This is a genomic window from Solimonas variicoloris DSM 15731 (genome assembly GCF_000382285.1).
Lineage (GTDB): Bacteria > Pseudomonadota > Gammaproteobacteria > Nevskiales > Nevskiaceae > Solimonas > Solimonas variicoloris.
The window spans coordinates 179,305-199,538 of record NZ_KB907929.1 but is presented as its reverse complement, the minus strand read 5'-3'; the positions used below and the strand labels follow the sequence as shown (position 1 = coordinate 199,538).

Annotated in this window: 20 protein-coding genes; 14 read left to right on the top strand and 6 right to left on the bottom strand. The window is 67.8% G+C overall.

What is annotated here, in order from left to right:
- Positions 1–43 precede the first annotated feature (43 nt).
- Positions 44–949 carry an SDR family NAD(P)-dependent oxidoreductase gene (locus H149_RS0108600; protein WP_020649341.1) on the bottom strand — a complete coding sequence of 302 codons (906 nt, stop codon included), beginning with the start codon at positions 947–949 and terminating at the stop codon, positions 44–46.
- A gap of 106 nt (positions 950–1,055) precedes the next feature.
- The gene (locus H149_RS0108595; protein WP_020649340.1) at positions 1,056–2,915 is read right to left on the bottom strand and encodes an ABC transporter ATP-binding protein; all 1,860 of its coding nucleotides are present in this window, start codon (positions 2,913–2,915) and stop codon (positions 1,056–1,058) included.
- Positions 2,916–3,104: 189 nt separating this feature from the next.
- On the opposite strand from H149_RS0108595, the gene mgtE reads away from it, so the two are divergent.
- The 5 genes from mgtE to mtnC all read left to right on the top strand — a co-directional run bounded on the left by mgtE (position 3,105) and on the right by mtnC (position 7,496).
- Positions 3,105–4,556 (top strand): magnesium transporter, encoded by a 1,452-nt coding sequence (mgtE, locus tag H149_RS0108590; RefSeq protein ID WP_020649339.1) that lies wholly within the window; start codon positions 3,105–3,107, stop codon positions 4,554–4,556.
- 44 nt (positions 4,557–4,600) lie between these two features.
- A complete protein-coding gene (locus tag H149_RS0108585) occupies positions 4,601–5,416 on the top strand; it encodes a prohibitin family protein (RefSeq protein WP_020649338.1) in 816 nt (271 codons plus the stop codon).
- Between the two features lie 87 nt (positions 5,417–5,503).
- Positions 5,504–6,094 carry a methylthioribulose 1-phosphate dehydratase gene (locus H149_RS0108580; RefSeq protein ID WP_026353006.1) on the top strand — a complete coding sequence of 197 codons (591 nt, stop codon included), beginning with the start codon at positions 5,504–5,506 and terminating at the stop codon, positions 6,092–6,094.
- A gap of 27 nt (positions 6,095–6,121) precedes the next feature.
- Positions 6,122–6,673, top strand: coding sequence for a 1,2-dihydroxy-3-keto-5-methylthiopentene dioxygenase (locus tag H149_RS0108575; RefSeq protein WP_020649336.1), 552 nt, complete (start codon positions 6,122–6,124; stop codon positions 6,671–6,673).
- 148 nt (positions 6,674–6,821) lie between these two features.
- A complete protein-coding gene (gene mtnC, locus H149_RS0108570; protein WP_020649335.1) occupies positions 6,822–7,496 on the top strand; it encodes an acireductone synthase in 675 nt (224 codons plus the stop codon).
- Between the two features lie 29 nt (positions 7,497–7,525).
- Here the strand turns inward: mtnC and H149_RS0108565 are convergent, their stop codons facing one another.
- Positions 7,526–8,068: a M15 family metallopeptidase gene (locus H149_RS0108565; RefSeq protein WP_020649334.1), complete on the bottom strand. Its 543-nt coding sequence runs from the start codon at positions 8,066–8,068 to the stop codon at positions 7,526–7,528.
- Positions 8,065–8,871: a 3'(2'),5'-bisphosphate nucleotidase CysQ gene (cysQ, locus tag H149_RS0108560; protein ID WP_020649333.1), complete on the bottom strand. Its 807-nt coding sequence runs from the start codon at positions 8,869–8,871 to the stop codon at positions 8,065–8,067. The genes H149_RS0108565 and cysQ overlap by 4 nt, the downstream gene beginning before the upstream one ends.
- Before the next feature lie 18 nt (positions 8,872–8,889).
- On the opposite strand from cysQ, the gene yrfG reads away from it, so the two are divergent.
- Positions 8,890–9,591: a GMP/IMP nucleotidase gene (yrfG, locus tag H149_RS0108555; protein ID WP_020649332.1), complete on the top strand. Its 702-nt coding sequence runs from the start codon at positions 8,890–8,892 to the stop codon at positions 9,589–9,591.
- A 68-nt stretch (positions 9,592–9,659) separates the two neighbouring features.
- Here the strand turns inward: yrfG and pbpG are convergent, their stop codons facing one another.
- Both pbpG and H149_RS0108545 read right to left on the bottom strand, forming a co-directional pair.
- Positions 9,660–10,928: a D-alanyl-D-alanine endopeptidase gene (pbpG, locus tag H149_RS22085; RefSeq protein WP_020649331.1), complete on the bottom strand. Its 1,269-nt coding sequence runs from the start codon at positions 10,926–10,928 to the stop codon at positions 9,660–9,662.
- Between the two features lie 126 nt (positions 10,929–11,054).
- Positions 11,055–12,317, bottom strand: a complete 1,263-nt coding sequence (locus tag H149_RS0108545) for a DEAD/DEAH box helicase (RefSeq protein ID WP_020649330.1) — start codon at positions 12,315–12,317, stop codon at positions 11,055–11,057.
- Positions 12,318–12,584: 267 nt separating this feature from the next.
- On the opposite strand from H149_RS0108545, the gene trxA reads away from it, so the two are divergent.
- From trxA to H149_RS20310, 8 genes are all read left to right on the top strand, one after another.
- Complete coding sequence (trxA, locus tag H149_RS0108540; RefSeq protein WP_020649329.1) at positions 12,585–12,926, top strand: thioredoxin; 342 nt, start codon at positions 12,585–12,587, stop codon at positions 12,924–12,926.
- Between the two features lie 302 nt (positions 12,927–13,228).
- Entirely contained in the window at positions 13,229–14,464 is a 1,236-nt protein-coding gene (gene rho, locus H149_RS0108535; RefSeq protein WP_245540489.1) for a transcription termination factor Rho, read from the top strand.
- A 228-nt stretch (positions 14,465–14,692) separates the two neighbouring features.
- The gene (pilB, locus tag H149_RS0108530) at positions 14,693–16,426 is read left to right on the top strand and encodes a type IV-A pilus assembly ATPase PilB (RefSeq protein ID WP_051101825.1); all 1,734 of its coding nucleotides are present in this window, start codon (positions 14,693–14,695) and stop codon (positions 16,424–16,426) included.
- A 41-nt stretch (positions 16,427–16,467) separates the two neighbouring features.
- Complete coding sequence (locus tag H149_RS0108525; RefSeq protein ID WP_020649326.1) at positions 16,468–17,688, top strand: type II secretion system F family protein; 1,221 nt, start codon at positions 16,468–16,470, stop codon at positions 17,686–17,688.
- A gap of 12 nt (positions 17,689–17,700) precedes the next feature.
- On the top strand, positions 17,701–18,564 hold the full coding sequence (locus H149_RS0108520) for a prepilin peptidase (protein WP_020649325.1): 864 nt from the start codon (positions 17,701–17,703) through the stop codon (positions 18,562–18,564).
- Positions 18,564–19,226 (top strand): dephospho-CoA kinase, encoded by a 663-nt coding sequence (gene coaE, locus H149_RS0108515; protein ID WP_020649324.1) that lies wholly within the window; start codon positions 18,564–18,566, stop codon positions 19,224–19,226. Before H149_RS0108520 ends, coaE begins: the two co-directional genes overlap by 1 nt.
- 15 nt (positions 19,227–19,241) lie before the next feature.
- Entirely contained in the window at positions 19,242–20,021 is a 780-nt protein-coding gene (zapD, locus tag H149_RS0108510) for a cell division protein ZapD (protein ID WP_154654705.1), read from the top strand.
- Positions 20,018–20,230, top strand: coding sequence for a DNA gyrase inhibitor YacG (locus tag H149_RS20310; RefSeq protein WP_020649322.1), 213 nt, complete (start codon positions 20,018–20,020; stop codon positions 20,228–20,230). Before zapD ends, H149_RS20310 begins: the two co-directional genes overlap by 4 nt.
- Positions 20,231–20,234: the final 4 nt, after the last annotated feature.

Genomic DNA, 20,234 nt, shown 5'->3' with positions numbered 1-20,234 from the left:
GCGGGCCGGTGCCGCACGCCGCCACCGGCCCGCGAGCACGCCGCTACGACAGCGCGCGCTTGGCTTTCTCCAGCTCGAACACCGCCTGCTGCATGCCGTTGGCCGGCACGATCTCGCCGTCGCGCGCATCGATCTCGGCATAGCGCGCTTCGACAGTCGCCGCCGGGTCGGCGGCGTCGCCGACGAAGATGCCGCGCGTCAGCGTGATGTGCGCGGCCTCGAAGGCACCGCCGCCGGCGCAGAGGATGGCGCGGTTCGGCGCATCCTCGGACACCAGATGCAGCAGACCCTGGCTGACCATCTCCGGGCGCAGCTTGTCGAGCATGTCCGGCGTCAGGATGTCCTCGGTCATGCGCGTCGCGGCGGTCGGCGCCAACGCGTTGACGCGGATGTTGTACTTCTCGCCTTCCAGGCCCAGCGTCTGCATCAGGCCGACCAGCGCCAGCTTGGCGGCGCCGTAGTTGGACTGGCCGAAGTTACCGTAGAGGCCGGTCGACGAGGTCGTCATCACGATGCGGCCATAGTTCTGCGTGCGCATCTGCTCCCAGACCGCCTTCGTGCAATGCATCGCGCCCATCAGGTGGACATCGACGACGAAGCGGAAATCCTCGACCGTCATCTTCGCGAAGGTCTTGTCGCGCAGCACGCCGGCGTTGTTGACGAGGATGTCGACGCGCCCCCACTCGGCGACGGTCTGCGCCACCATCTGCTCGACGGCGGCCATGTCGGTGACCGACGCGCCGCTGGCGATCGCCTCGCCGCCGGCGGCGCGAATCTCGGCGACCACTGCCTCGGCGGCAGTCGACGAGCCGCCGCTGCCGTCGCGCGCACCGCCCAGATCGTTGATGACCACCCTGGCGCCGCGCGCCGCCAGCGCCAGCGCGTGCTGGCGGCCCAGGCCGTTGCCGGCGCCGGTGACAATGGCGACGCGGCCCTTGAACGATTTCATGCCTCTCTCCTTTGCGTGCGATGGTGCGGGATTCGTGGCCGCCGAGCGTAACCGCAAGCCGCCCGTGCTGACCTGCTGCAATCAGCGCAGGCGGGCGCCGTGCACCTCACTGGTAGCCGCGTGCCTGCAGCGAGAACAGGTGCGCGTAAATGCCGCCGAGCTGCATCAGTGCGGCATGGTCGCCGCGCTCGACGATGCGGCCGCTGTCGACGACGACGATCTGGTCGGCCATGCGCACGGTCGAGAAGCGGTGCGAGATCAGGATCGCGATGCGATCGCGCATCAGTGCGCGGAAGTGGGCGAAGATTTCGGCCTCGGCGCCGGCATCCATCGCCGAGGTCGGTTCGTCGAGCACCAGGATATCGGCCTGCGCGCGCATGAAGGCGCGCGACAGCGCGATCTTCTGCCACTGCCCGCCGGACAGCTCGCGGCCGTCGCGGAACCACTTGCCGAGCTGGGTGTGGAACTGCTGCGGCAGCGTCTCGACGAACGGCGTCGCCATGCCCATGTCGGCGGCTTCGCGCCAGCGCTTCTCGTCGTCGAAATAGCGTACGTCGCCGACGCCGATGTTCTCGCCGACGGTGAGCTGGTAACGGGCGAAGTCCTGGAAGATCACGCCGATGCGCGCGCGCAGCGCGTCCTCGTCCCAGTCCTGCAGATCGAGCCCGTCGAGCAGGATGCGGCCGCCGGTCGGCACGTACAGGCGCGTCAGCAGCTTGATCAGCGTGGTCTTGCCGGCGCCGTTCTCGCCGACCAGCGCCAGCGACTCGCCGGGGCGGATGTGCAGGTCGATGCCGTCCAGCGCCGGGGTCTCGGCGCCCGGATAGCGGAACGAAACCTGTTCGAAGCGGATGCCGTCGTCGGGCCGCGGCCCCTGCGCCGCGGCGCCGCGCGGCGGCGCCACCGGCGTTTCCAGGTACTCGTAGAGCGTCGACAGATAGAGGTTGTCCTCGTACATGCCGCTGACCGCGCTGAGAATCGAGGTCACCGCGCCCTGCCCGTTGCGGAACAGCGCGAGGTACATCGTCATCTGGCCGAGCGTGATGCGTGCAGTGACGGTGGCGATCGCGACCCAGGCGTAGGCGCCGTAGTAGGCACAAACGCCGATCAGGCCGAGCCCGAAGCCCCAGCCGTCGCGGCGCACGGCGAGGTCGCGCTCCTCGTCGTAGAGCTGCGCATAGAGCGACTTGTAGCGGCCGAGCAGCAGCGGGCCGAGGCCGAACAGCTTGACCTCCTTGGCGTGGTCCTCGCGCGACAGCACGGTTTCCAGATAGATCTGCATGCGCGTGGTCGGCGAGCGCCAGCGGAACAGCTGGAAGGCCTGGCCCGAATAGCGCGCCTCGGCAATGAACGAGGGCACGCCGGCCAGCAGCAGGACGCTCACCGCCCACGGCGAGAAGTGCACGAGCAGCGCGCCGTAGCTGAGCAGCGAGATCGCGTTCTGGGCCAGGCTCGCCGTGCGCGTGACCAGCGACAGCGGCCGCACCGACGCCTCGCGGCGCGCGCGGTTGAGCTTGTCGTAGAACTCGGAATCCTCGAAGTGCGTCAGCTCCAGCGTCAACGCCTTTTCGAGAATCATGACGTTGATGCGGCGGCCCAGCTGGATGCGCAGCAGCGCCTGGCAGAGCGAGGTCATGCGCGTGGTGCCGCCGGCGGCGGCGACCAGCACGCCCTCCAGCGCCACCCATTCGAGCAGCGGCGCGTACAGCGTCCAGCCGTGCACGGCGCCGGCCTGCGCCCGGGCGATCGCGGCGACCACGGCGTCGACGATCTGGGCGCCGACGTAGGCGATCGCCGCCGGCAGCACGCCGGCCAGCACGGTCAGGACCACGAGCGCGGCCAGCAGGCCGCGGCTGGTCGCCCAGACCAGCGCGAGCGCGCGCCCGGTGTAGCGAAACACGCGCAGGAAACCGGCGACGCCGGACTCCGGCCGGGTCGGCTCGGGCGGTGGCGGACGCGCGCTCATCGGCGGCGCGGGGACGGACGGAAGGGGATCATCGTGGCCGCCAACCTTAACCGAAAGGTCGGCCCGGCGCGCCTGCCGCGCGGCGGCAGCGGCGCAACGCGGGCGCAGCTAAGATAGCCGCGCCGGACCCTGGCTTGATTGCGGCCTGATCGCGACCCGATCGGCTCCCCTCCACCGTCGCGTGCGACGATGCCCGACAACGCCGATACCACGCCGCACCATCGCCATCTGGAGCACGCCCGCGCCCAGGTGATCGAGCTGCTGTCCCGCCAGGCGCTGGAGCTGGAGCTGCTGTCGCGCTCGGAGAACCGCAAGCAGGACGTCGTCGCCCAGCTGGTCGCGCGCCAGCATCAGGCGGCGCTGGCGCAGCGGCTCACCAACTTCCACCCGGCCGACATCGCCTTCGTGCTGGAAAGCCTGGCGCCGGAAGCACGCGAAATGGCCTGGGGCCTGGTCCGGCCGGAACGCCGCGGCGCCGTGCTGCTCGAAGTCTCCGACGTCGTGCGCCGCTCGCTGGTCGAGCACATGGCGCCCGAGGAGATTTCGGCGGTGGTGCGCACGCTGGACTCCGACGACATCGCCGACCTCGTCAGCTCGCTGCCCGACGAGCAGCGCGCCGCGGTGCTCGAGCACGTCGACCGCGCCGATCAGGCCGAGGTGCGCTCGGTGCTGAGCTTCCCGGAGGACAGCGTCGGCGCGATGATGGACCTCGACTACATCGCCGTCCGCGAGGACACCACGCTCGAAGCGGTGCACCGCCTGCTGCGGCGCAAGAAGCCGCTGCCGCCGCACAGCAACGAAATCATCGTCGTCGACCGCAACAATCGCCTGCGCGGCGTGCTGCCGCTCGACAAGCTGCTGTTCGAAGAGCCCGAGGACGAAGTCAGCCAGGTGATGCTGACGCAGCCCACCTACTTCTTCACCGACGACCGCGACCGCGACGCGGTCGACGCGTTCGAGAAGTACGACCTGATCTCGGCGCCGGTCGTGAACCTGCACAAGCAGGTCGTCGGCCGCATCACGGTCGATGCCGTCATCGACGAAATCAACGAACGCGCGCAGAACGAAGGCCTGCGCCAGGTCGGCCTGACCGAAGAGGACGAGGACCTGTTCACGCCGCCGATGCAGAGCGCGCGCAAGCGCTGGCCCTGGGTCGCGCTCAACCTGCTGACGGCGTTCGTCGCCTCGCGCGTGATCGACGCCTTCGAGCCGGTCATCGCCCAGCTGGTGGCGCTGGCGACGCTGATGCCGATCGTCGCCAGCATCGGCGGCAATACCGGCAATCAGACCATGGCGCTGGTGATCCGCGGCCTGGCGCTGAACCAGATGGCGCCCTCGCAGCTGCGCATGATGCTGCTGCGCGAACTGGCGATCGCCGGCATCAACGGCACCGTCTGGGGTTCGGCGCTCGGCGCCGTGACCTTCGCGCTGTACCACGACTGGAAGCTGGCGCTCGTCATCGGCTCGGCGATGCTGCTGGAGCTTCTGCTGGCGGCGACCGCCGGCCTGGTCATTCCGGTCGCGCTGCAGCGCTTCGGCCGCGATCCGATCATGGGCTCCAGCGTCATGCTCACGGCCACCACCGACAGCCTCGGCTTCTTCATCTTCCTCGGGCTCGCCTCGCTGTTCCTGGTGGCCTGAAGGCCCGGGCTCTCGCATTCATCGACTTTCGGGGGGAAAGCGTCATGCGCAACATTCGCTGGGTCGGCGCCCTCGCCGTGCTCGTCATCGGCCTGTTCGTGCTCTACGGCCTGTCGCCGCTGGCGGTCGTGCCGTCCGGCCATCGCGGCGTCGTCACGCTGTTCGGGCGCGTCGATCCGGTTCCGCTCGACGAGGGCCTGCACCTCGTCAACCCGCTGGCGCGGGTCATCAAGATCGACATCCGCGTCGCCCGGCTCGACTCGGTCGGCGAGGCCGCCAGCCGCGACCTGCAGACCGTCCATACGGCGATCACGCTGAACTACCGCATCGGCGCCGACATGGTCGCCAGGCTCTACCAGGAAATCGGGCCGGGCTACGAGGAAAAGGTCATCCAGCCGGCCGTGCAGGAGTCGTTCAAGGCGGTGACCGCCCGCTACACGGCCGAGGAGCTGATCACCAAGCGCGAGGAAGTGCGCGCCGCCATCCGCGAGCTGCTCGAAGCCAAGATCCAGGAGCGCGGCAAGCACGCGCTGCTGCTCGATGAAGTTTCGATCACCAACTTCAAGTTCTCCGAGCAGTTCGCCCGTGCGATCGAGGCCAAGCAGGAAGCCGAACAGCTGGCCCTCAAGGCGCAGCGCGACCTGGAACGCGTGCAGATCGAGGCCAAGCAGCGCATCGCGCAGGCGGAGGCGGAAGCCGCGGCGCTGCGCGCCCAGAAGCAGGAAGTGACGCCGGAACTGATCCGGCTGCGCGAGATCGAGGCGCAGATCCGCGCCATCGAGCGCTGGGACGGCCACCTGCCGGCGACCGTGGCCGGCGGCGCCGTGCCGCTCATCAATCTGCCGCTCGGCAAGCCGTAGCCCTGTCCGTCATATCCCGGCGCTATAAGACCTGCGATTCTCCGTCATTGGCAGCGCCGCGCGCGCTGCCCTAAAGTGCGCGGCTCGATGAACATCCAGACCTACAGCCAGCAGCTGATCGACGCCGGCCGCCTGTTCCACCAGCGCGGCTGGATTCCGGCGACCGGCGGCAATTTCTCCGCACGCCTCGATGCCGAGCGCATGCTGATCACGGCGAGCGGCTGCCACAAGGGCGAGCTGACGCCGGCGGACTTCCTGGAAGCCGGCTTCGACGGCGTACCGATCGCTTCGGCGCGCAAGGCCTCGTACGAGACCCTGCTGCACTGCCAGCTGTACCGCCACGACGCGGCGATCGGCGCGGTGCTGCATACGCATTCGATCGCCAATACCGTGCTGTCGCGGCGCCTGCGCTCGATCCGCCTGGCCGGCTACGAGCTGCTCAAGCTGCTGCCCGGCATCACCACGCACGACGCCAGCGTCGAGGTGCCGGTGTTCACCAACGATCAGGACATTCCGCGCTTGAGCGCGACGGTCGACGCCCATATGAAGCGGCATCCGGCGACGCCCGCCTATCTGATCGCGGGCCACGGGCTCTACGCCTGGGGCACCGACGTCGCGCAGGCGCGCTGGCGCGTCGAGGCGCTGGAATTCATGTTCGAGTGCGAGCTGCACTCGTAAACGTCTGCAGTTCGAAGGAGGATCGCCATGACCACGCTCGCCGTCTATTCCGACCAGGACCCGGGCCAGCCGCTCGGCACCTACACCGGCTTCGAAGAGATCCGCGACCAGCTCGCCGCCGTCGGCGTCGAGTTCGAGCGCTGGGAAGCCTCGCAGCCGCTGTCCGCGACCGCCGGCCAGGACGAGGTCATCGCCGCCTACCGCGCCGAGATCGAGCGCCTGAACGCCAAGTACGGCTTCGTGTCGGTCGACGTCGTCAGCATGCACCCGGATCATCCGCAGGCCGAAGCGGCGCGCGGCAAGTTCCTGTCCGAGCACACGCACGACGACTTCGAGACGCGCTTCTTCGTCGACGGCGCCGGGGCGTTCTACGTCCGCGCCGGCGGCAAGGTCTATCTGACCGTCTGCACCAAGGGCGATCTGATCAACCTGCCGGCCAATGTCACGCACTGGTTCGACATGGGGCCGAAGCCGAACTTCAAGGCGATCCGCTTCTTCCGCATCCCGGAGGGCTGGGTCGGCCATTTCACCGGCGACACGATCGCCGAGCGCTTCCCGAAGTTCGAACCGGCGGCCTGAACACGGCGCCGAATGATCAAGACCATCGTCATCGCTCGCGCAGGGTGAACCGGACTTTCGCGCATGTGCGGCGGACGTTGGTGCCGGCGACTGCGCGGCCAGGGATGTCCGGGCCGGACACCGCGCCCATGACGGCTCAGGAAAAAAAATGATCAAAGCCATCGTCACCGACATCGAAGGCACCACGTCCTCGATCGACTTCGTTCACGAGACGCTGTTCCCGTACGCCAGGCAGCGCCTGCGCGGCTTCCTGCGCGAGCAGGCCGGCGACGATCAGGTCCAGCATCTGCTCGACGACGTCGAGCAGGTCGTCGGCCGCGACCTGTCGATCGACGAGGCGGCGGACGTGCTCGAGCAGTGGATCGCCGAGGACCGCAAGATCACGCCGCTCAAGGCGCTACAGGGCCTGATCTGGAAGATCGGCTACGAGAACGGCGAGCTGCAGGGCCACGTCTATGCCGATGCGCCGGCATGCCTGCGCCGCTGGCATGCCGACGGCAAGGCGCTGTACGTCTACTCCTCGGGCTCGGTCGAGGCGCAGAAGCTGATCTTCGGCCACACCGCCTACGGCGACCTCACGCCGCTGTTCTCCGGCTACTTCGACACGCGCATCGGCGGCAAGCGCGAAGCGGATTCGTACCGCGCGATCCTGGGCGAGATCGGCCTGCCGGGTGACGAGGTGCTGTTCCTGTCCGACGTCGGCGCCGAGCTCGACGCCGCGCGCGCCGCCGGGCTGCGCACCTGCCAGCTGCTGCGCGACGCCAAGGCCGTCGCGGCACCGGCACATCCGCAAGCCGCCGACTTCAACGCCGTTCCGCTCTGAGCCGCGCCCGACGCGGCGCGGCGCAAGCGCTATTGCGCGCCGTCGCGACGCACGCGGCGATGCCAGCACCAGTGCCAGGGCTCGTACAGATAGCCCTCACGATTGTCGCGCGGATACGAAAGCCGGAAGCCGAACGCGTCCGCATGCGCCTGCAGCCAGGCGAACGCCGCCGTGCCTTCGAAGGCTTCATCGAGCGGCGGCGTCTGCGCATCGCCGAGATCGACCGCGCATCCGCTGTGGTGCTCGCTGTAGCCGGGCGGCGCGTTGACGCGCAGAACCTCGGCGATCGGCGCCCCCTTCTTCAGCTTGCTGCGGATCAGCGCCGCCTGGAACTCGACACTGCGAAACGCCGAGACCAGCAGGAGTTCGATGCCGTCGTCCGCCGCGGCCGCGCGCATCGACTGCCAGGCCCGCGCCGCCGCCGGCACCAGCAGCTTGTCGCGGCCGTCGGTGCCGAGCCCGACCGGCTGCAGGCGCTGCGCCTCGGCATGCGCGCGCAGGCCGCGCGATCGCAGCATCTCGGCGGTGATGCCGAGTTCGGCGTGCAGGGCCGCGACGCGCGCGTCGATCATGCCGCCAGCTTCTGCGCCCAGCCGTAGCCCGGATCGCCGATGACGACGAAGGTCGGGTTCAGCAGCGAGTCCTTTTCGTTGTAGCGCAGCGGCGTCAGCTCGGGCGTGCGCAGCACGAGGCCGCCGGCCCGCTCGACGATGCACTGGCCGGCGCCGGTGTCCCACTCCGAGGTCGGGCCGGTTCGCGGATAGAGATCGGCGGAACCCTCGGCGACCAGGCAGAACTTCAGCGACGAACCGCGGCTGACCGCGGTATGGGCCGGAGCCCGCGCGAGGAAAGCGTCGAGCACCGCGTCGCGATGCGACTTGCTGACGACGAAAGTCGGCAATGCCGGCCGCGGCGGCACCGCGCGCGTGCGGATCGGGCCGCGCTCGCCGGCGCGCCAGCGCTCGGCGCCGCGGCCGACCGCAGCCGCGTAACTCAGGCCGAGCGCCGGCGCGTGCACGACGCCGAGCTGGGCGACGCCGTGCTCGATCAGCGCGATGTTGACGGTGAATTCGTCATTGCGCTTGACGAATTCCTTGGTGCCGTCGAGCGGGTCGACGAGCCAGTAGCGCGTCCAGCGCCGGCGCGTCTCGAACGCGATGTCGGCAGCCTCCTCCGACAGCACCGGCACGTCAGGCGTCAGCGCCTGCAGGCTGGCGAGGATGTGCCGGTGGGCGGCCAGATCGGCCTGCGTCAGCGGCGAGGCATCGGACTTGAGCGTGACGGAGAAGTCGCCGCGATAGACGGCCATGATGCGTTCGCCGGCCTGCCGCGCGATGTCCACGACGGCGTCATACAGCTCGTTGAAGGTCGTCATGGCTCGTATCATACGGACATGGACAGCCTCGCAAACGCACATCTGATCGACTGGCAGCGCGTCGACTGGGTCCTGCTCGACATGGACGGCACGGTCCTCGACCTGGCCTTCGACAACTACTTCTGGCGCGAGCTGGTACCGGAACGTTACGCCGCGAAGTACGGCATCGAGCTGGAGGACGCGCTGCGCGAGCTCGAGCCGAAGTTCGGCGCCGTGCAGCACACGCTGCCCTGGTACTGCACCGATCACTGGAGCCGCGAAACCGGACTCGACATGGCGGCCCTCAAGCGCGAGATCCGCGCCCGCATCCGCCCGGTCCCGGGCGCCGAGGACTTCCTGCGCCTGGTCCGGCGCAGCGGCCGCCAGATGTGGATCGCGACCAACGCGCATCGCGACAGCTGGCACCTGAAGCTGGAGCACACCGGGCTGCGGCCCTACTTCGACCAGGTCTTCAGCTCGCACGACTTCGGTCATCCGAAGGAAGACCTGCGCTTCTGGCATGCCCTGCAGGCGGCGCATCCGTTCGATCCGGCGCGCACGCTGTTCGTCGACGACAGCATGCCGGTGCTGTCGGCAGCGCAGGCGTTCGGCATTGACCAGGTGATCGGCATCCGCAAGCCGGACAGCGGCCTGCCAGCGCGCCCGCTGCCGGCGATGCGCTCGGTCGAAACGCTCGCCGAGCTCGCCGCCACGCTGCCGACCGAACACCGCGCCGCCTGAACCGCGGACAGAAAAAAGGGACCTGACGGCCCCTTTTCTCGAACGCTGCCGCGCGTCGGCCGATGGCGTCAGGACGTGCTGCGCGCCTGCTGCAGGCTCTTGCCCGACGCGGTCTTGTTCCTGGCGCCGCTCTCGACCCAGCTACGCACCCGCTGCGCATCGGCGAAGCGCGTGAACTTGCCGTCCGAGTCGAGCAGCACCATCACCAGCGACCGTCCCTTGACGGTCGCCTGCATCACCAGGCAACGCCCGGCTTCGTTGGTGAAACCGGTCTTCTGCAGGCCGATGCGCCAGTCGTTCTTGGCGCGCACCAGCCGGTTGCTGCTGACGAAGTGCATCGCGCGGCGGCCGGGCTTCACGGTGTGCTCGACGCGCGTCGAGAACTCGCGGATCAGCGGCACCTTGTAGGCGGCGTCGACCAGCTTGACGAGATCGTGCGCGCTCGAGACGTTGCGGCTCGACAGGCCCGAGCTGTCGGCATAGCGCGTATGCGTCATGCCGAGCGCCTGGGCCTTGGCGTTCATCGCGCGAATGAACGCGGGACGGCCGCCCGGATAGTTGCGCCCCAGCGCCGACGCCGCGCGATTCTCCGACGACATCAGCGCCAGCAGCAGCAGCTCGCGGCGCGTGAACTTGAGGCCCGGCGACAGACGCGAATAGCTGTGCTTCTCGGCGTCGATGTCGTCGCGGGTGATTTCGAGCACTTCGTCGAGCGGCAGCTGGGCATCGGTGACGACCAGCGCCGTCATCAGCTTGGTCAGCGACGCGATCGGCTGCACCGCATCCGCATTCTGCGCGGCGAGCACTTCCTGGGTCTTCTGGTCGACGACGAGCACGACGCTCGACTTCAGCTTGAGGCCGGCGGGCAGCGTCAGCTGCCGGCGCTGCGGCTTCTTCTCGATCTGCTCGGCGAGCGAATCGACCTCCGCCTCGTCCGGCGCCTCGGCGGCGGCCGGCACCTCGGCGGCGGCCGGCACCTGGACCGACGCCGCTTCGGCAGCGGCCTTCGGCGTCACCGGCGCGGTCATGGCGCTGCTCAGCGCGGCCAGCTGCGCGCCCGCGTCACCGTCTTCCGCCTCGTCGGCGAGATCGCCGGCGTCCGCCGTCTCCGGCTCGTCCTCGACGAGCACGCGATCGAGCGGAATCGGCACAGTGGTGGAGACTGCGGCGTCCGCCACCGGCAGGGTGGCGACCGGCACCTGCGGCCCGACAGCGCTGCCCTCATTGGCGACGGCAGCCCCGCCGTCACGCAGCAGCCAGGCCGATCCGAATGCGGCAACGGCGACCAGCCCCAGCAGCCATTGCAGACGGCGCGGCGCGCGGCGCGGCCGTGTCATCTCGTAATCAACACCAGCGAGCGCTCGGGAAGGACCGCGATTCATCTGAGGTTTCTCTCCTAAGTGCCGGAATATACCAACCTTTCCGAGCAAATCAACGGCCGCTCGCCGGCCCGCTTGCGACGTTCAGCGCGGCCGGCGCTGCGGACGCCGCCCGCGCCCGCCGCCGGGCCCCGAGGGCTGGCGGCGCGGCAGCGGCTTGGGCGCCACGAAATCGGTGGCGATCAGGGCATGGCCGTCCGCCATCAACGGCAGACGGTTGCCGATGTACTTCTCGATCTCGGGCAAGGAATAGACCCAGGTCTCGCAGCACAGCGAGACCGCGTCGCCGGACGCGCCGGCGCGCGCCGTGCGGCCGATGCGGTGCACGTAGTCCTCCGCGTCCTGCGGCAGATCGAAGTTGACGACGAGATCGACACCCGGAATGTGCAAGCCGCGTGCCGCCACGTCGGTGGCGACCAGCACCGGCAGCTTGCCCTGCTTGAAATCCTCGAGCAGGCGCAGGCGCGTACCCTGCGAAACGTCGCCGGACAGCACGCGCGCGTCGAAACCGTTGACCTTCAGCGCGCTCTCGACGAGTTCGGCGCCGCGCTTGGTGTTGACGAAGACCAGCGTGCGGAAGGCGTTGCGGTTGCGCAGCAAGCCGACCAGGAACGGCAGCTTCTCGTCGTTGGCGACATGCACCAGTTCCTGGCGCACGCGCTCCGCCGTGACCTGATCGGGCTCGATCTCGATCTTCTGCGGGTTGTTCATGTGCTCGTAGGCGAGCTCGAGCACGCGGTGCGAAAGGGTCGCCGAGAACAGATAGTTCTTGCGCTGGTTCGCCGGCGGCATCTTGCGGATCAGGTAGCGGATGTCGGCGATGAAGCCGAGGTCGAACATGCGGTCGGCCTCGTCGAGCACCAGCACTTCGATCTGCTTGAGGTGATAAGTGCCCTGCTTGAAGTAGTCGATCAGGCGGCCCGGCGTACCGATCAGGATGTCGATGCCGGCCTCGATGCTCTGCCGCTGCTGCTCATAGCCGGCGCCGCCGTAGCAGACCGTCATGCGCAGGCCGGTCTGGCTGCCGAGCCCGAGCGCGTCGTTGTAGATCTGCACCGCCAGCTCGCGCGTCGGCGCGAGAATGAAGGCGCGCGGCTGGTTCGGATCGTCGCCCTCGGCGCGCGGATGCGTCAGCAGATGATTCATCGTCGCCAGCAGGAATGCCGCCGACTTGCCCGTACCGGTCTGCGCCTGGCCAGCCAGATCTTCGCCGGCGAGCGCCTTCGGCAGCGCCTGCGCCTGGATCGGCGTGCAATGGGTGTAGCCCAGCTGCTGCAGGCTCGCCTGCAGGCTCGGGTGCAGCGGCAGATCGGCGAACCGCGTCGGAGAAAGATGGTCAGGTTGCATTCAATTCAGCGTTCGGTGGTATATCGCGGCGGATGATCGGCTCTTGCAAGGCGCAAAGGATTCAGATCAAATAACGTTCATCAATGGCCCGGCAGTGAATTTAGACCGCTTGCTGCATCCGGCCCGCGTTATTTCCCCGTCGTTCAAAGATTAATCATAACGGTCCGCCGCCGATTTTGCGCGGCCCGAACCGCTGAAAACCACCCCCCACTTCCGGAGCGTGCGGGCGTTTTCCCGCTCTACCTTCCCATTTGCCGAGGCTCTTCCATGAGTGAACATATCTCCGCCGTCACCGACGCCAGCTTCGAGCAGGACGTCAAGCTCGCCAGCCAGACCCAGCCGGTCCTCGTCGACTTCTGGGCGGAGTGGTGCGGCCCGTGCCGCATGATCGCGCCGATCCTCGATCAGGTCGCCGCCGAAAATGCCGGCAAGCTCAAGGTCGTCAAGCTCAACGTCGACGAGAATCCGCAGACGCCGGCCGCGCTGGGCATTCGCGGCATCCCGACGCTGATTCTGTTCAAGAACGGCGCGCCGGCGGCGACGCAGGTCGGCGCCGTGCACAAGGCGCAGCTCGCTGCCTTCGTTGCCCCCCACATCACCGTCGCGTAACCAGCAAACCCTTTATGAAGCATCGTCGTCGTTTCCAGCGTGGCCAGAACCGCCAGGGCAACCAGGGCAATCACAACCCGAACGCCAACATGGGGTTCCCGGAGGACATCCAGCCGGAGGACGTTGAAGGCGGCGACGAGGGCCTGGCGCTGTCACTGAGCGCCGAGGCGCATGCCGACCAGCCGCGCATGCCGGCGCCGCAGATGTCGGACGACGAAGAAGCCGGCGGCGCGAACGGCCCGTCCGTGCCGCAGACGCCGCCGGAACCGCCGAAGGTCATCCGCGTCCCGGACCTGAAGCGCATGACTGCGTCCGAGCTGCTCGAACTGGCCGAAGCGCAGGGCCTCGAGAACATCGCCCGCGTCAAGAAGCAGGACCTGATCTTCCAGCTGCTGCGCCACTCGGCGAAGCGCGGCGATCACATCTATACGGAAGGCGTGCTGGAAATCATGCAGGACGGCTACGGCTTCCTGCGTGGCCCCGACAGCTCGTACCTCGCCGGCCCGGACGACGTCTACATCTCGCCGAGCCAGATCCGCCGCTTCTCGCTGCGCACCGGCGACTCGATCGCCGGACGCGTGCGCTCGCCGAAGGACAACGAGCGCTACTTCGCGCTGCTCAAGGTCGACACGATCAACTTCGAGCCGCCGGAAGTTTCCAAGCGCAAGGTCTCGTTCGAGAACCTGACGCCGCTGTTCGCCGACAAGCAGTACAAGATGGAGCGCGGCAACGGCACGACCGAGGACATCACCGCCCGCATCATTGACCTCGTCGCGCCGTTCGGCAAAGGCCAGCGCGGCCTGATCGTCTCGCCGCCGAAGGCCGGCAAGACCATCATGATGCAGAACATCGCGCAGTCGCTGGCGGCGAACTACCCGGACGTGTACCTCATCGTCCTGCTGATCGACGAGCGCCCGGAAGAAGTCACCGACATGCAGCGCACGGTGCGCGGCGAAGTCGTGGCCTCGACCTTCGACGAACCGGCCTCGCGTCACGTGCAGGTCGCCGAAATGGTCATCGAGAAGGCCAAGCGCCTCGTCGAGCACAAGCGCGACGTGGTGATCCTGCTCGACTCGATCACGCGTCTGGCGCGCGCCTACAACACGGTGGCGCCGAGCTCGGGCAAGGTGCTGACCGGCGGCGTCGACGCCAACGCCCTGCAGAAGCCGAAGCGCTTCTTCGGCGCCGCGCGCAACATCGAGGAAGGCGGTTCGCTGACCATCCTCGCCTCGGCGCTGGTCGACACCGGCTCGAAGATGGACGAAGTCATCTACGAGGAATTCAAGGGCACCGGCAACATGGAACTGCATCTCGAGCGCCGTATCGCCGAGAAGCGCGTGTTCCCCGCCATCAACATCAACCGTTCCGGCACGCGCAAGGAAGAGCTGATGATGGATCCGACCGACCTCAACAAGGTCTGGATCCTGCGCAAGCTGCTGCACGACATGGACGAAATCGCGGCGATGGAGCTCTTGATCGACCGCATGCGCCAGTCCAAGACCAACGCGGCGTTCTTCGACTCGATGAAGCGCAACTAGCGCGTGCGCTGCCAGCGCGCGGCGGGAGGCGATCGGGGCGTGCGGCCGCGCGGCCGCAATCGAACGGGCGGAGCAATCCGCCCGTTCGTGTTTGCGTCCATGCAGGATGCGTTCCCGACCAACGGTGGCGGGCGCGGTCATGTAAGCGGACGGCCCTGCATTGACGCCCGACATGGCGCCCCCCTACATTTCTGCGATCCGCATCACTTTCCGCACGCCTGACCCTCCATGGCTATCGGCACCGCACCTCCGGCCAACCCGGTCTTCCTCGGAGGACTGGCCCGTCGTCTGGTGGCCGACAAGCTGATCAGCGACGAACAGGCGCGCGAAGCGCAGCAGCGGGCGCTGAAGAACGGCACGCCGTTCGTCTCCGCGCTGCTCGAAACCAAGACGTTGTCGGCGCAGAAGATCGCCGAAGCCGCCAGCATCGAGTTCGGCGCGCCGCTGATTGATCTGACCGCGATCGAGATCGATCCGGCCGTCGCCCGCGAGGTCAGCGACAAGGTCCTGCGCAAGGTCCATGCGCTGCCGCTGTTCAAGCGCGGCCGCAAGACCTTCGTCGCGGTCTCCGATCCGACCAACCTGCAGGCGCTCGACGAGATCAAGTTCGCGACCGGCAACATGACCGAGGCGGTCCTCGTCGAAGAGGACAAGCTGGTCAAGGCGCTGGAATCGGCGATCCAGGCCGCCGAATCGCAGAAGATGGACCTCGGCGACGCCGACCTCGAGAATCTCGAAGTCGAAGGCGGCGACGAAGAATCCGGCGTCGACGTCACCAAGGCCGACGCTGACGACGCGCCGATCGTCCGCTACGTCAACAAGGTTTTCGTCGACGCCATCAATCTCGGCGCGTCCGACGTCCACTTCGAGCCGTACGAGAAGACCTACCGGATCCGCTACCGCAAGGACGGCGAGCTCAAGACCATCGCCACGCCACCGCAGGCGATGGCCGGTCGCCTCGCCGCGCGCGTCAAGGTCATGTCGCGCCTCGACCTCGCCGAGCGCCGCGTGCCGCAGGACGGCCGCATCAAGCTGTACATCTCGAAGACCAAGGCGATCGACTTCCGCGTCAGCACCTGCCCGACGCTGTTCGGCGAGAAGATCTGCTGCCGTATTCTCGATCCCTCGCAGGCCCAGCTCGGCATCGACGCGCTCGGCTACGAGCCGGAGCAGAAGGAATCGTACCTGAAAGCCCTGCAGCAGCCGCAGGGCATGATTCTCGTCACCGGTCCGACCGGCTCGGGCAAGACGGTGTCGCTGTACACCGGCCTGAACATCCTCAACACCGATGACATCAACATCTCGACGGCCGAGGACCCGGCGGAAATCAACCTGCCGGGCATCAATCAGGTCAACGTCAATCCGCGCGTCGGCCTGACCTTCGCGGCGGCGCTGAAGGCCTTCCTGCGCCAGGACCCGGACGTCATCATGGTCGGCGAAATCCGCGATCTCGAAACCGCCGAAATCGCGATCAAGGCGGCGCAGACCGGTCACCTGGTGCTGTCGACGCTGCATACCAACGACGCGCCGCAGACCATCGTGCGCCTGATGAACATGGGCGTACCGGCGTACAACATCGCCTCGACACTGTCGCTGATCATCGCCCAGCGCCTCGCCCGCAAGCTCTGCCAGCACTGCAAGCGCGAAGCGGACATTCCGCGCGCCGAGCTGATCCGCCAGGGCTTCAGCGAGGCGGATATCGACGCGCCGGACTTCCGGATCTTCGAGGCCGTCGGCTGCGATCAGTGCGACCACGGCTACAAGGGCCGTACCGGCATTTATCAGGTGATGCCGTTCTCCGAGGAAATGGGGCGCATCATCATGGAGGGCGGCAGCGCCCTGGAGCTGGCCGCGCAAGCACACCGGGAAGGTGTTGCCGACCTGCGTGCCTCGGCACTGCGCAAGGTCAGGAACGGCGCCATCGATCTTTTGCAGGCCAATGCCTGCACGGTCGGCGACTAGCAGCGGTACGGGCGGGATTCTGGACGTTTAGGGGGCGGTAGATGGCGGACGCAGCGGCAGTCAAGGAATACACCTTCCGCTGGGAGGGCACCGATCGCAAGGGCAATCGCATCAAGGGCGACCGCATCGGTCCGAGCGAGCATTTCATCCGCCTGCAGCTGCGCCGCGACGGCATCAATCCGATCTTCGTGCGCAAGCAGTCCTCGCTGTTCGGCAAGCGCAAGAAGAAGATCGCCACCGGCGACATCGCCATCTTCATGCGCCAGATGGCGACGATGATGGCGGCCGGCGTGCCGCTGGTGCAGTCGCTCGAAATCGTCGGCCGGGGGCACGAGAACCCGAGCCTCGGCGAGATGATCATGGCGATCAAGACCAATATCGAGAGCGGTCACTCGTTCGCCGAGAGCCTCGGCAAGTTCCCGCTGTACTTCGATGATCTGGTCGTCAATCTGGTCGAGGCCGGCGAGAAGTCGGGCACCCTCGAGGCCCTGCTCGACAAGATCGCCACGTACAAGGAAAAGACCGAGGCCATCAAGAAGAAGGTCAAGAAGGCGCTGACCTACCCGGCCGCAGTCATCGTCGTCGCCTTCATCGTCACCGGCATTCTGCTGTACTTCGTGGTGCCGCAGTTCCAGAACCTGTTCCAGGGCTTCGGCGCCGACCTGCCGGCGTTCACGCTGATGGTGATCGGCCTGTCGAAGTTCGTGCAGTCGTACTGGTGGATGATTATCGGCATCGTCGGCGGCGGCTTCTATGCGCTGTTCGAGGCCAAGCGCCGATCGGCGAAGTTCCGGCGCCTGCTCGACCGCCTGCTGCTGAAGATTCCGGTGGTCGGCGACATCCTCTACAAATCGGCGGTCGCGCGCTTCGCGCGCACGCTGTCGACGATGTTCGCGGCTGGCGTGCCGCTGGTCGAGGCGATGGAATCAGTCGGCAAGGCCGCCGGCAATATCGTCTTCACCGAAGCGATCCTGCGCATGAAGGATCAGGTCGCCACCGGCCAGCAGCTGAACTTCACGATGCAGCAGTCGAGCCTGTTCCCGAACATGGCGACGCAGATGGTGCAGATCGGCGAAGAGTCCGGCTCGCTCGATGCGATGTGCGCGAAGGTCGCCGACTTCTACGAAGCCGAGGTCGACGCGCTGGTCGACGCATTGTCGAGCCTGCTCGAGCCGATGATCATGGCCACGCTCGGCGTGCTCGTCGGCGGTCTGGTGGTCGCCATGTATCTGCCGATCTTCAAGCTCGGCCAAGCCATCTGAACTGACCGTCTCATGACCCTGCTCGACGGGCTGCGCAGCAGCCCCGCCCTGCTGATTTCGCTCACGGCGCTGCTCGGCCTGATCGTCGGCAGCTTCCTCAACGTCGTCATCTACCGCCTGCCGCGCATGATGGAACGGGCGTGGAAGCGTGATGCCCGCGAGGCGCTCGAACTGCCTGCGCTCGACGAAGCGCCGTTCTCGCTGCTGCGCCCCGCGTCCTGCTGCCCGTCGTGCGGCACGCCGATCAAGCCCTGGCACAACGTGCCGCTGTTCGGCTGGCTGTTCCTGCGCGGCCGTTGCGCCGCCTGCGGCACGGCGATTCCGGCACAGTATCCGCTGGTCGAGCTCGCCGCCGGCGTGATGGCCGGCGTCTGCGCCTGGCACTTCGGCTACGGGCCGCAGCTGCCGGCCGCGCTGGCCCTCAGCTGGACCCTGCTCGCACTCGCCGTCATCGACCTGCGCACGCAGCTGCTGCCGGACGACCTGACGCTGCCGCTGCTGTGGCTCGGCCTGCTGCTCGCGCTGTTCCCGGTCTTCGCCGGCCTGCGCGACGCGGTGCTCGGTGCGATGGCCGGCTATCTGGTGCTGTGGTCGATCTACTGGCTGTTCAAGCTGACGACCGGCAAGGAAGGCATGGGCTACGGCGACTTCAAGCTGCTCGCCGCGCTCGGCGCCTGGCTCGGCTGGCAGGCGCTGCCGACCATCGTCCTGCTCTCCTCGGTGGTCGGCGCCGTCGTCGGCGTCGGCCTGGTCCTGTTCCGCCGGCACGATCGCCAGATTCCGATTCCGTTCGGTCCGTATCTGGCGGCCGCCGGCTGGCTGGCGCTGCTGTATGGCCATGACTTGAGCCAGCTCTACCTGCAGAGCCTGCGCTGATGCCGCTGACGATCGGCCTGACCGGCGGCATCGCCAGCGGCAAATCGCTGGTGCAGTCGCTGTTCGAAGGGCTCGGCGTGCCGGTGCTCGACGCCGATCGCGTCGCCCGCGAGGTCGTTGCCGCCGGCACGCCGGGCCTCGCCGAGATCGCACAGACCTTCGGCGCCGGCTTCCTGCTGCCCGACGGCGAACTCGACCGGCGCCGGATGCGCGAGCATGTGTTCGCCGATCCGACCGCCCTCAAGCAACTCGAAGCGATCACGCATCCGCGCATCCGCGAGCGCATGCGCGCCTGGCGCAGCACGCAGACGGCCCCGTACTGCATGCTCAGCGTGGCGATCCTGCTCGAAGCGAAGATGCAGGACCTCGTCGACCGCGTCCTGCTGGTCGACGCGCCGGTCGAGGTGCAGCTCGCCCGCCTGATGCAGCGCGACGGCATCGACGAAACGCTCGCGCGGCGCATGCTCGCCGCGCAGCTCGACCGCGAAGCGCGCCTCGCCGCCGCGCACGACGTGCTGGTCAACGCCGGCGACATCGCGACGACGCAGGCCGCCGTCGCCGAATTCCACGCCTATTACCTGCGACTCGCCGCCGCCGGCGAAGCCTCCGCGCCTGGCCTGCGTTTGCCGCGCACTGAGAACTCGTTCACAATCAAAATTTAGACGTCAAGCCCGCAAGTGAGCGAAGGAGCCGTGGCCGATCTGGTGTTCGAGCAACCGCTGAGTGAGCGGGTGCGCACCTTTTTGCGTCTCGAGCTGCTGTTCGCGCAATACCGGCACCATCGCCGCGACCGCAGCACCTGCGGCACGCGCTCGGCACTGGATTCGCTGCTCGATCTGCTGGTCGTGATCTCGCGCTCCGACCTCAAGAACGACATCCTCAAGGAGCTGACGGATCAGTATCACCACCTGACGCGGCTCGCGGCCCGCCCGAGCGTCGATCAGGAGCGCCTCAAGGGCGTCCTCGCCGACATTACCGAGGCACTCAACGAACTGCAGCAGCTGGCCACGCAGTTCGCCAACTCGCTGCTGCGCGGCAGCGACTTCCTGACCAGCGTTCTCAACCGCTCGACGATTCCCGGCGGCACCTGCGGCTTCGACCTGCCGCACTACCACTGGTGGCTGTCGCAGCCGCGCGAGCGCACCGACCGCGACCTCGATGCCTGGTTCGCCGATCTGGCGCCGTTCGAGCGCGCGGTCACGCTGTACCTGAAACTGCTGCGCGCCAGCGTGCCGGCGGATCCGGTCGTCGCCCAGAACGGGATCTACCTGCATACGCCCACCGGCCCGTGCCTGCTGGTGCGGGTGATCGTCCCGGCGGCCGCCGGCGTCTATCCGGAGATCAGCGCCGGCCGGCATCGCTTCACGGTCCGCTTCATGGGCCTGCGCGACATCAGTAGCCGCGCCCAGCAAGCACACGCGGACATCGGCTTCCAGCTGCAGTGCTGCAACCTGTGAAGAGCCCACAAGACCCCGCCGCCCGCCCCTACCGCATCGGCTCCTGCCCGCAGTGCGGCCAGTCGGTACGCCTCGACGAGAGCAACCCCTGGCGCCCGTTCTGCTCGGAACGCTGCAAGCTGCTCGACCTGGGCGACTGGTTTGCCGGACGCTACGGCATTCCCAGCGACGACGCGGCGCCGCACCATCGCGATCCGGACGGCGACTAGCGCC